The sequence below is a fragment of the Psychrobacter aestuarii genome, from assembly GCF_904846035.1.
GTDB lineage: Bacteria > Pseudomonadota > Gammaproteobacteria > Pseudomonadales > Moraxellaceae > Psychrobacter > Psychrobacter aestuarii.
This window is the reverse complement of sequence record NZ_CAJGYT010000001.1, coordinates 839,062-851,080: the sequence shown is the minus strand read 5'-3', so window position 1 is coordinate 851,080 and position 12,019 is coordinate 839,062. Positions and strand designations below refer to the sequence as shown.

The following is a 12,019-nucleotide window of genomic DNA, read 5'->3' as shown; positions in this document are numbered from 1 at the left end:
CATCCAAAAAATAGAAAAAGAAAAAAATGTCAAATAGGACAAGAAAAATAATGATGGGTTGGTTAATCAGTCTGGCGTAGCGTATTTAGCAGCGCGCTGACGTCTTGGCTTTGTGCTGCCTTTGCCCCACGTGATACGGTGGCGATGCCCACGCCAAGCTGTTCGGCAATCTCGCGCTGGGTCACACCGCGCGCTAGTAAATCAAAAATACGGATACGATTGGCAATGTCTTGGCGCTCTTTGTCAGTCAATAAGGCATACAGCAGCGCCTCAATGTCGGCATGGTCGGTGCACTCTGCCAAATGCTGCAATAAACCTTGATACGGGTCGGTACTCATAATGATTGATTCCAAGCAAAATCGCTAAATCAAGGGACGAACCCTTATTAAGTTTCAGTATTCTAGTACACTAGAACAAACAACACAAATATAATTTGTTTGATTGTCAGTAGGCTTGTGCAGCGCTATGATACGCGTCTTTAATGATTGATAATAATTATCGTTAAGCGGTTTATGCTATAGCCATCGCGTCACGGGCGTTTGCACTGGGTATGTTAAATCGTCGATATTTTTATTTTTGAGAGTTATTGATTTTAAGGTTACCGAATCTAAAGCTACTGGGTCTGTTTCGAAGTTGTGATGTCACGCGCTATTCGTCAAGGTTGCCTTTGGTTGCACCGTTATACGGGGCTGTTTATGGCGGCGTTTTTATTTCTCGCAGGCGTAACGGGCGCGCTGCTCGCCTTTCATGATGAGCTGGACGATGCGTTTAATCACCAGCTTGCGCAGGTTGCGGTGCAAGACGCGCCCATGCTCAGCATCGCTACCTTGCATGATAAGGTGATGGTTGCCTATCCAAGCTACAGCTTTTCAAGCCTGCCCACCCACATTGATGCGGGTAAGTCGGCAGTGTTCGCTGTTGATCGATGGCGCGGCAGCGAGCGCGTCACGCCTGAGCCTGACATTGATGACGTGTATGTCAATCCCTACACAGGCGAAGTGCTGGGCGCACGCAACAAGGACACATGGGCGCTGAACAATGTCATGGCAAAAGTGTATTGGCTGCACCGCGACTTATTGCTCGGTGATACAGGCAAGCTCGTTTTGGGCATTGCTGCGCTGCTATGGACGCTTAACTGCTTTATTGGTTTTTACCTGACCTTGCCGCGTGCCATCAATAAAAAAATGGCTAAGAAAAAAGAAAAACGCGCTTCATGGCTAAAGCGCTGGCAACCTGCATGGCGTATCCGCACCAAGCGCAATTTTTTTAAGTTTAATTATGACCTGCATCATGCGTTTGGCTTGTGGCTATGGCTCATGCTGCTCGTCATCGCGTGGTCGAGCGTGGGCTTTAACCTACCGCCTGTCTATCAGCCTGTGATGCAAACGCTGGTTGGGTTTGAGCCATTCGGGTTCAGCGGGCAAGGCACACAAATAGAAACGCCAGCTATAGACCCTGATGCTGCCATTGGCACGGACTACCTCAGCCGCGCCCAAGCAAGCGATTACGCGGTTACCAAAGTCAACAGCGTCGATTATCTACAAATCAAAGCACATACTGCCGCACAGCAAGCAGGATACGAAGTACAAGGGTTTTTGGGCATGCGCTGGGCGATGGACGAGGGGCAATGGCAGCTGCGCTTTAAGACCGATGCCGATATCGGTAAACAAGGCGGCGCGTCCTCCATCTCGGTTGATGCCAAGACAGGCGAGGTGGTGCGCGTGCGCTTTGGCAGCGAGGCGGGCGCTGGTGACAAGACGGATCAGTGGTTGTCCACCCTGCACATGGGGCATATCGGGCAGGGTGCAGGTCATTTGCTGTATCAACTTTTTTTAAGTCTTATCGGTGTGGCAGTGGCGCTGCTGTCGGTGTCGGGTGTGTACTTGTGGTATAAGGGCAGGCAGGCGCGCCAAAAGTCCCAATATCAGCAGCAAAGCGCGGTTAAACTGACGCGCGAGCTGCGCTAAACCTTGATAACCGTCGTCCGCCATTTGTTATGCGCTCGCGCATATCGACGCATATAGGTGTAGATATTCATGTCTACAGCTATAGTTTTAAGATCGTTTCTTTGACGATAGCCAGTGGATAAATTGGCGTAACAGACACGTTCGCTCATCAAAAAACAAATATTTATTGATAATGGTTATCGTTTATATTACTATTAAGCCGAATTTTGCTCGCAGCTTTTGATAAAGGTATGACCGCTTTGACCAACATAACCGCGCCATCAAAAAAACTGATATTGACCACCCTAAGCTTGGTGGTGGGCGCGCATCTGCTGACAGGGGGCGTACTCTCGAGCATTGCGCCGCCGATACCGCCACAGCCTGTGCAACCTGAGGCAAAGCCGATTGAGATCGAAATGATAACGCTCGCGCCAGTTGAAGAAGAAAAAGAACCTGAGCCTGAAGTTATCAAGCAAAAAGAAACCGAACCTGAAATGCGCCGCGCCTCTGCGCCCAAAGTGGTCAAAAAGCCGCCAACCAGCACCAAGCAAGCACCAAAGCCAAGACCAAAAACGCAAACACAGCAGCAATCAACCGCAAAAAAATATCAGCCGCCTAAAAAGGTAGACGAAACGCAGCGAGCGACCACAACCAATACACCAACGCCGCAGCCCACGACGACGATCAATAATACGCAAACGATTACTGCTAAGGATAATAATAGTGGCTACACAGCGCCTGCACCTGCCACAGATAAGGGCACGATTGCGGCTACCAGTACCGCTGAATCGCAAGCACAGCGCATAGAGAGAGAAAGAAAAGAAAGAGAGGCAGAAGAGGAAAGAAAAAGACAACAAGTCATTCAAGACCAAAAAGACCACCTTGCTGCTGAAGCTATTGCCAAAGCCAAAAAAGATGCCGAAGCCGCTGCTCGAGAAAAAGCGGCAAGGGACGCGGCTGCTAACCAAGGTCCTGTAGCACTTAGTGCTGGTGAAGCCAGCTGGCGCTCCCCACCAAGACTGGGTGGTATTTTGGATGCAGGGACTACAGTAACAGCGTTCCTTACAGTTGATAACAAGGGCAACGTTACTAAAGTTTCGGTTAGTGGTATTGATAACAGAAAACTTAAAAGGGCTGTAGAGCAAAATATCAGACGAGCCAAGCTTAATCCGTTTATAAGAAATGGCGTCTCTGTCGCAGGAACGGTCACACTGCCCATCAGAGTTGAGGGATAAACCGCGCCTATTTTTATTCTCTAGTTTATATTTATATCGATTCACACAAGCACCACCCCAGCCGCGTAGGCTGGATAACACCTAAAAAGGACATGACCATGGATTTTGCAAGCTATTGGCAATACAGCGATGCCATTACCAAAGGCCTATTTTTTATTTTGCTGCTCTTGTCGCTATTGTCGTGGGTGACGGGTGTGGTGCGTGTGCTACACAGCCGCAAGTTGAGCCGCAGCGTGAGTGCAGATTTGCGCCAGCATATTCAAACCAAGCTGCCTGAGGTCAAGACCAGCAGCGAGTCCACGCGCCGTGTGGTCATTGAGCAAGCATTACTACAAAACATCGGACGCTATCGTTATGCCAGTGAGCGCGGTCTGCCTATTCTAGGGACGACCGCCGCGATTGCGCCATTCATTGGTCTGTTCGGCACAGTATGGGGCATCTTTCATGCGCTGCATAATATCGGCACGACAGGGCAGGCGGGACTTGCGCAAGTAGCCGCCCCTGTGGGTGAGGCGCTGATTATGACAGGCTTTGGTATTGCAGTGGCGATTCCTGCCGTGGTGTTTTACAACGTCACTGTGCGCATCAACCGCCGCGTGATGCACCATGCCAATGACACCGCACACGATTTGCTGGCACGCGCCATGACGGACGGCACAGCGGGCGCAAATCAAACGGTGAAAGCGCCCGCGCACGTACAGACCGACGCGCACAGCGCCGCCTACAGCACCTCAGCGAACGCGCGCTCATAACCGTACCCTATCACGCCTCGTACAGGCAAGTTTTTTTACGACCAATAAAGGCAAGAGTATTATGGCATTTCAACTCGGTGACGACGATGCCCAAGGCATGAATGAGATGAACCTCATTCCGCTGATTGACATTATGCTGGTGTTGATGATTATCTTTTTATTGACCGCCACGGTACTGAACCCGACCGTACCGCTGGAGCTGCCAAAGACCGCAGCGACCGTCAATGAACAGCCGCCTGAAGTTATCCAAATCAGTATTGATAAAGACGCGGGTATCTTTTGGGACAGCGACCCCATTGACCTTGAGACCCTAAACGCTCGCCTAAAGACCGCCGCCGCCAGTGGTAAAGACCCCAGCATCCAGCTGCGCGCGGACAAAGACAGCCGCTACGATACGGTGGCGCAAGTGCTCGCCTCAGCCAGTCAAGCAGGGCTAAGCAAAATCGCCTTTGTGAACGAATAAAGCGCTCGATAAGCAACGAAGCGCACAACGATAACGATAAAAAACAACAATAAATCTGCTTCTAACCTCGTTTGGGTGACCATACGGGGTTTTGTTTTGCGCGTCTGCGGTTATAATGGCAGCGCTTTGGCTGGGGATTTTGCTGACAAAGCCCATCGCGCCCTTGATTTTTTGTATTTTGTGCGCATTATGGATAGTTGGCGTTATTTTTCTGGCTCTTTGACATCACTGGGGTTGAGTTATTATGGGCATGTGGATTGGTATTTTGATTGTGCTGTTTGTGCTGGGCAGTATGATGGCGCTCAAACCGAGCGGCATTGACCAGCGTTTGGACAAGCTGCGTATGACCGCACGCCGCCTACAGTTGAACCCTAAGTTGATTGCCTGCCCCGACTGGGTGCGCGGCAAAGATGGTGAATATGCTCGCGGTATGATGGGTCAATACGGTTTGGTGTTAGAAGGCATCAAGCTGCCGCACGCCCGCTATCAAGCGGTGGATGGGCAGTGGCGCGCAGACCATCATCAAGACGTGCCCGCTGATTTTACTTTAGACAAAGCACCGATTGATTTGCCGCCGACCATCGCTCCTTTTGCAAAAGGGCTGCTGATTAAAGCCAACAGCATCGTATTGTACTGGGAGGACATCGCTTATGTGCGCCCTGCGAGCAACCCCAGCTACAACACGAGTGCCATTGAGCCAGATTTAATCGCCTTAAAAGAACAGCTGCAGACATGGGCGATGCAAATGCAGCGCTAAATGAAACCCATGAGGCATTTACCAAACGTACGTGCCTTTTTACCGTGGTTACTGTTGACAGTCCAACTCTTAGCAGTGTAACGTCCTAGTAAGGTACAGCCGCCACAGCGTTACGCTTTAGATGGCTACCGCAGTACTAGACCCTTATTTATCCTTTATCTGTTTATTATGGTGTCGTCACATATGGCAAAACCCAAAAGCACAGCCAGCCCCGCTGCCGATGATGGCAGTCACGGCAAATCCTTAGTCATCGTCGAGTCGCCTGCCAAGGCGAAGACCATCAATAAATATTTGGGCAACGATTATATCGTGCGCTCAAGTATTGGGCATGTGCGCGATTTGCCTGTCAGTGCCAATAAAGGCGGCAAAAAAGGGACGAGCAGCAAAAAAGACGACAACTTAAGTAAAGAAGAAAAAGCCCAACAAGCCCTTGTTCGCCGTATGGGCGTTGACCCTGAACACGGCTGGGCGGCGGTCTATGAAGTGCTGCCCAACAAAACCAAAGTGATTAAAGAGCTAAAAGCCCTCGCCAAAGACGCTGATAAAATCTATCTGGCGACCGATATGGACAGAGAGGGAGAGGCGATTGCTTGGCATTTAAAAGAAGTCATCGGCGGCGCGGACAGCAAATATCAGCGCGTGGTATTTAACGAGATTACCAAATCGGCGATTCAAAACGCCTTTAAACAACCTGCCAAGCTCGATATTGACCGTGTGAATGCGCAGCAAGCGCGCCGTTTTTTAGACCGCGTGGTGGGCTTTATGGTCTCGCCTTTATTGTGGCAAAAAATCGCCCGTGGTCTGTCCGCAGGTCGCGTGCAGTCGGTCGCCATGCGTCTGGTCGTCGAGCGTGAGCACGAGATTCGCGCCTTTATTCCTGAAGAATACTGGCAAATCCATGCCGACACGCACCCAAAAGGCGGCAAAAAAGACGCCGACAGCATCCGCCTAGAAGCGCTCAAGCAAGACGGCAAAACCCTAAAGCTCGGCAACAAAGCACAGACCGATGCGGTACTCGACATCTTAAAGCCCGCCGATTATGTGGTTAAAGCGCGTGAAGAAAAGCCGACCCAGTCGCGTCCGAGCGCGCCGTTTATCACCTCAACCTTGCAGCAAGCGGCAAGCACGCGCCTTGGCTTTTCGGTCAAAAAGACCATGATTCTCGCGCAGCGCTTGTATGAAGCGGGTCACATCACCTATATGCGTACCGACTCGACGTTCTTGTCGGGCGATGCGTTGGGTGCGGTGCGTGAACATATTGAGAGCAATTATGGCAAAAACTATTTGCCAGAAAAGCCCAATTTTTATGGCAATAAGCAAAACGCCCAAGAAGCGCACGAAGCGATTCGCCCCTCTAACGTCAATATGAAATCGGCGCAATTAAAGGGCGTGGAGCGAGATGCAGCGCGTCTGTACGAGCTGATTTGGCGTCAATTTGTCGCCTGCCAAATGCCGCCTGCCAAATACCTATCGGTCAATCTGATTGTCGGCGCGGGCAATGTCGAGCTAAAAGCACGCGGTCGCACCATGACCTTTGATGGTTACACCAAAGTGCTGTCGCCTGCCAAAGTAGACGACACCTTATTGCCTGATGTCAAAGAAGGCGACGTGCTGGTACTTGATAAGCTCGACCCCAGCCAGCACTTTACCAAGCCGCCACCACGCTACACTGAAGCGAGCCTCGTTAAGGAGCTGGAGAAAAAAGGCATAGGTCGCCCATCGACCTATGCCTCTATCATCTCCACCATTCAAGAGCGCGGCTACGTCAAGCTTGATAACAAGCGCCTGTTCGCTGAAAAAATGGGCGACATCGTCACCGACCGCTTGACCGAAAGCTTCCCCGATTTGATGGACTACACCTTTACCGCCGCGCTTGAAGACAAGCTCGATCACGTTGCCGAGGGCGAGCAGGACTGGAAAGATGTCTTAGACAACTTTTATACCGATTTTAAAATCAAGCTGGAGCACGCCAAAGACAAAGACGGCATGCGCCCGAACGACCCAACGGACGTGCCTGACGTGCATTGCGATTTGTGTGACCGTCCGATGCAGCTGCGTACAGGCTCAACAGGTGTTTTCCTTGGCTGTACAGGCTATAACCTGCCGCCAAAAGAGCGCTGCAAAGGCACAAAAAATCTGATGCCCGTCGAAGCCTTTGCCAGCCTAGACGATGCTGACAGCGACGAGACTGCCGAAGTCAAAGACTTGATGGAGAAAAAACGCTGTCCAAAATGTGGCACGGCAATGGACGGTTATATCGTCGATGGCGGCTTAAAGCTGCATATTTGTGGTAGCAATCCTGACTGTGATGGCTATATCTTAGAAGAAGGCAAGTTTGAAGTACCAGGTTCTGATGCGCCGACCATCGACTGTGACAAATGTGACGGACAAATGGAGCTAAAGACTGGACGCTTTGGACCTTACTTTGCTTGCCAAAAATGCGACAACACGCGCAAAGTACTAAAGAACGGCGAGCCAGCGCCACCGCGTATGGAGCCTATCGACATGCCTGAGCTCAAATCAACCAAGCATGACGATCACTTTATCTTACGTGAAGGCGCAGCGGGCATGTTCCTTGCAGCATCGAAGTTCCCTAAAGTGCGCGAGACGCGTCCGCCAAAGCTTGCCGAGCTGCGCCCGATTAAGGAGAAGATGGAAGACAAGTTCCATTATCTGTTCGAAGCGCCTGACGAAGATCCTGATGGCAACCCAACCATCTTGCGTTGGTCGCGTAAGAAAAAAGAGCAGTATGTTGGCTCAGAGAAAAACGGCAAAGCCACACGCTGGGGTGTGTATTGGCGCAAAGGCGAGTGGGTAGAGGAATAACCCATGCGCCCCATAAGTACCAAGCAGTGCTTATGGGTTTGCTTAGGGCGTGTCTTCATTTCAAACGCTTATGGCTAAATGGGCTAAAAAGGACTAAATCTTTGGCAAACGGTGTCAAATAGCTGGTCAATATCTTGATATTATCTGCGCTATTTTCCTTGTTTGCCTGCGATTTATCTCATTTTTATCACCATTTTTGAAATGAAGACACGCCCTAATATAAAAGACGCTGTAATAAAAAAACCTCTTTATCATAAAGAGGTTTTTTTGTGCTTATCATTTATCGATAACTGGTATTTACATCACTTCGCTGATGATACCGCAAGCAATACGGTCACCTGATGCGCCTGAGGGCTGACTCATATAGTCATCAGCGCCCGCATGAACGATAAAGGCGCGGCGGTTGACGCTATAATCGCCTGCTTGAGTCGCGGTGATTTTCTTATTCACAAAGTTAATCGTAGCGACACCATTGGCATCGGCAGTAATGTTCGGTAGGTCACCTGCATGACCCATCATGTCATTTGGGTTCGAGTGTGGGTAGCCATTTGGATTAAAGTGTCCGCCTGCGCCTTTACCCATCATGTCACAGCTGCCTGTCTCGTGGATATGTATCGCCACGGTCTGACCTGCTGGCAGGTGGTGCAATTTACCATATACCTGTACGCCACCATCGACAGGGCGCAAATAGACTTGTCCGACTTCTTGCTGGGTGCCGTCAGTGGCTTTAAGCACAGATTTTAGGGCAGGCTGGTTTAGCGGGTTGCCTGTTTTGAGTTGTCCTTGCGTACTTTGGCACCCTGTTACGGCGAGGGCTGAACTGCAAAGCAAAGCACTGGCAAGCATCATCTTTTTCATAAGAATGTCCTTTTCATTGTTATTGATAGGTTATTGCTATTTATTGTTTATAAATAATCACAAAACCCAGTATAGCCAAGCTACCTTCTACATTATTCACCAATCGCGCAACAATCGGTTAATAAATGTAAAACATGTTGGGCGTTGATGGTATGCGCTATTGGCGCTTATCAGTGTTGATCAATGCGCGGCGTGTTTTGCCATACCAAGGTTTCGCCTGTCGCCATAGTTTGCTGTAGGTTATAACGCGGGTAATCGCTTACCGTATCGCTGCTATCATCCTGCGTTGGTGGTTGATGGCTGAGCGTCAGCATGCTGCTGCTGTTACTCATCATCGTAAATAAGCGGGTTTCAATACGGTCGCTGGTTGCACCGCAGCTCATGGCGGTTTGGGTGATTCGCCCAAGCACGAGCATGTTGTTTTCCATCAAAAAATAGCGTGCAAAAATGTAATTACAGTTTTTGTCAAAGGTCATCAGCGAATTTGGCGTATCACCATCAAAACCAAAAGCAATGGGATGCTTGGGGTGATAAAAGTCGCTAATCGGTTCTTTATCAATGTTGCCTTGAGCATCATACTGCTGACGTACCGCGCTGACCAAATGCCAATCAAAACGCGCTAATAGCTCAGGACTCAGCGGCAGCCCTGTGGTTTTAGGCAGCGTTTTTGCTGCCCCGGTAAAGACAAACTGATCGCCATTATTTAGAATAATCGCCAAGCGCTTGGGCGCGGCAGGGGCGTTACCATTGGTCTTTGGCGCGGCATTGACCGTTAGTAATTCAAGGCGAAAGGGGCGCTCAGTCATAGGCTGCAACAGTATATGCATCGAGGGCGCTTGGGCAGTGCTGCCTGCTGCGCAAGATGCTGGCTGCTCCGTCATGCTGCCTTGATAACCAAAGCTCGATACCACCGTATTGGGTCGCAGCATCACGGCGCTATGCGCGCAGCCTTGATAAAAATTCAGCCGATCAGGCGCAACATCGAGCCGAATGCCATCGGTCAGCTTAGCGGTGACAGGTTGACCATCGCCGCGTTTGACCTCGGAGAGCTGCCAATGATAATGGCTGCTCCATGGTATGACTTGGCTACTTTCAATCTCGGTTTGGTCGACCATAGCGGCTTGAGCTTGGGTCGGTAGAGCGGGCGGTGTTTTCGTATTTACAGACGGCGCATTATCCATCGACTGACAGCCTGATAATGCAAACGTGGCACAAAATAATACGCTGGCAAGTAGGGACGTTTTCATAAATATCCTTGTTTACTCATCGTCGTTATTATCGGCGGGTGAATTGAATACTTTTTTTGGTATGTTTTGCCATAGTAAGGTTTCGCCTGTTCCTACCTGCTGTGTGAGCACGTAGTTTGGCGCGGCTGTACCAGTACTATCTGCGTAGGTTAAGGTCAACTGGCTGCGACCCACCATGCGGCGCATACGTGATTCCATATCATCTATTGCGTCACTACAACTCATCATGGTAGAAGGAAAGCCGCCCATGAGTAAGGTTTGATTGGTAGACAAGGCATACGGACCGCCAATACCATTGCAGCCAGTAGAGATGCCAAAGCTTTGACCATAAATGCCTGACTCCCAACCATTTTTTTGGTCATTGTCATCGCCTTCATAACCATCTAAATTAAAAGACATTGTGATGGGGTGTTCTGTTTGGGTAAATTCGCTCAGCGTTGCGCCCGCTGCATCCGTCACTTGTATCAGCTGCCAGTGGTAATCCTCGAGTATGTCATTGGTAAGTGGGATACCTGCCACTGCTTTTTCGGGCTTTGGCGTGCCTGTAAATACAAGGGTTTTGCCTTCATTGGTCTTTAGTGCCAGCTGCTTTGCGCTGCGTTTACCCGTACCAGCGGACTGAGTGGCTATAGGCTCAAAAGTAAATTCGGTACTGGTGTACTCCTCAAAGGTCGTGTTCAATAAATCTGCCGTATCGCTTGGAATGAATATATTGTCATGCCCGTCTTTAATGGTTGCTTGATATATTGCCGTACAGTCAGCAGCGGTTTGGGTTGATTTTTGTGTGTCTGTTAAATCAGCGCCTTTATAGGGATAGGGCAGCGGCATCCACATATAAAAAGATACGTGGTATTGATAGCAGTCATCATCAAAGGTCAATGCGTCAGGACGGACGTTCATTGTCAGCGGTGGCTGTGGATTGACGGCTATCAGCTTGCCTTTATCATTACTGACCTGTGTCAACTGCCAGTTATAGCTTGTAGCGGTCTGAAACAGTCTGGGCTTAAGTGTAGTCTCTGACCAGTCGCTATCGATAGGGCTGGTCGTTGTAGGCGTGGTCGCGCCTGTCATCGACTGACACCCTGATAGTGTAAACGTGGTACACAATACCGCGCTGGCAAGTAGGGACGTTTTCATAAATATCCTTGTTTACTTATTGTCGTTATTATCGGCGGGTGTGTTGAGCGCTTTTTTGGGCACGTTTTGCCATAGTAGGGTTTCGCCTGTTGTCATGGTTTGCAGCAGGTTATAACGCGGGTAGTCGTCTGCGCTGCTGTTTTTATGATGCTGTGTTTTTGATTGATAGCTCAGCGTCAGTGTGCTGGTGCTACTGCGCATAAAGTTAAATAGCGCGGTTTCGATCCTATTGCCTGTTGTGCCGCAGCCCATCATCGTACTGATAATCATGCCAACTTCTAGTGTGTTGTCTTTTGACAAAACATAAGGCGCACTAGAGGCATTGCAATTCGAGCTAAAGTAAATAGATTCGTTTTTAGATTGATTAAAGACTTCGAATGAAACGGGACGATCAGGATCATAAGAGATCTCGAATGAAATGGGATAATCAGGATGATAAAAATCACTGATGGGCTCCCTATCTGTGAGCTTCCCTTGCGCGTCATAGTGATTGGCAACCGCGCTGTCTAAATGCCACTCATAACGCGCTAACAGCTCAGGGCTTACAGATAGCGTCGTGGGTGTCGATAGTGTCTTATCGTTCGCAGGCGGCGCATTGTTCATCGTCTGGCAGCCAAACAAAGAGACAGCGAACAGGCTGGCGGCAGCATAATTAAAATAGCGAGATATGGTCATAACCTACCTATTAAAATAAACATTTGTTTAAATAATAACAGAAGCAGCCAATATCTTTGTCTGGATTTTGCTAATTGGTTTTTTATGAATAGCTAAAAAGTGACTCAATTAACGAAAAACGGT

General features: G+C 49.5%; 11 protein-coding genes. 6 read left to right on the top strand and 5 right to left on the bottom strand.

Features of this window, described 5'->3' with window-relative positions:
• Nucleotides 1–62 precede the first annotated feature (62 nt).
• Complete coding sequence (locus JMW05_RS03495; protein WP_201504010.1) at nucleotides 63–338, bottom strand: Trp family transcriptional regulator; 276 nt, start codon at nucleotides 336–338, stop codon at nucleotides 63–65.
• Nucleotides 339–638: 300 nt separating this feature from the next.
• Here JMW05_RS03495 and JMW05_RS03490 point away from each other — a divergent pair, with 300 nt between their 5' ends.
• From JMW05_RS03490 to topA, 6 genes are all read left to right on the top strand, one after another.
• Nucleotides 639–1,967: a PepSY-associated TM helix domain-containing protein gene (locus JMW05_RS03490; protein ID WP_201505504.1), complete on the top strand. Its 1,329-nt coding sequence runs from the start codon at nucleotides 639–641 to the stop codon at nucleotides 1,965–1,967.
• A 230-nt stretch (nucleotides 1,968–2,197) separates the two neighbouring features.
• The gene (locus JMW05_RS03485; protein WP_201504009.1) at nucleotides 2,198–3,181 is read left to right on the top strand and encodes an energy transducer TonB; all 984 of its coding nucleotides are present in this window, start codon (nucleotides 2,198–2,200) and stop codon (nucleotides 3,179–3,181) included.
• 98 nt (nucleotides 3,182–3,279) lie between these two features.
• Entirely contained in the window at nucleotides 3,280–3,933 is a 654-nt protein-coding gene (locus tag JMW05_RS03480) for a MotA/TolQ/ExbB proton channel family protein (RefSeq protein ID WP_201504008.1), read from the top strand.
• Nucleotides 3,934–3,994: 61 nt separating this feature from the next.
• Complete coding sequence (locus tag JMW05_RS03475; protein ID WP_201504007.1) at nucleotides 3,995–4,396, top strand: ExbD/TolR family protein; 402 nt, start codon at nucleotides 3,995–3,997, stop codon at nucleotides 4,394–4,396.
• Between the two features lie 244 nt (nucleotides 4,397–4,640).
• The gene (locus tag JMW05_RS03470; protein WP_201504006.1) at nucleotides 4,641–5,153 is read left to right on the top strand and encodes a hypothetical protein; all 513 of its coding nucleotides are present in this window, start codon (nucleotides 4,641–4,643) and stop codon (nucleotides 5,151–5,153) included.
• A gap of 168 nt (nucleotides 5,154–5,321) precedes the next feature.
• Entirely contained in the window at nucleotides 5,322–7,979 is a 2,658-nt protein-coding gene (gene topA / locus JMW05_RS03465) for a type I DNA topoisomerase (RefSeq protein WP_406947447.1), read from the top strand.
• Nucleotides 7,980–8,276: 297 nt separating this feature from the next.
• Here topA and JMW05_RS03460 read toward each other — a convergent pair whose 3' ends face one another.
• The 4 genes from JMW05_RS03460 to JMW05_RS03445 all read right to left on the bottom strand — a co-directional run bounded on the left by JMW05_RS03460 (nucleotide 8,277) and on the right by JMW05_RS03445 (nucleotide 11,896).
• Entirely contained in the window at nucleotides 8,277–8,837 is a 561-nt protein-coding gene (locus JMW05_RS03460; protein WP_201504004.1) for a superoxide dismutase family protein, read from the bottom strand.
• Nucleotides 8,838–9,007: 170 nt separating this feature from the next.
• Nucleotides 9,008–10,084, bottom strand: a complete 1,077-nt coding sequence (locus JMW05_RS03455; RefSeq protein ID WP_201504003.1) for an META domain-containing protein — start codon at nucleotides 10,082–10,084, stop codon at nucleotides 9,008–9,010.
• Nucleotides 10,085–10,096: 12 nt separating this feature from the next.
• Complete coding sequence (locus JMW05_RS03450; protein ID WP_201504002.1) at nucleotides 10,097–11,221, bottom strand: META domain-containing protein; 1,125 nt, start codon at nucleotides 11,219–11,221, stop codon at nucleotides 10,097–10,099.
• Between the two features lie 12 nt (nucleotides 11,222–11,233).
• On the bottom strand, nucleotides 11,234–11,896 hold the full coding sequence (locus JMW05_RS03445; RefSeq protein ID WP_201504001.1) for an META domain-containing protein: 663 nt from the start codon (nucleotides 11,894–11,896) through the stop codon (nucleotides 11,234–11,236).
• Nucleotides 11,897–12,019: the final 123 nt, after the last annotated feature.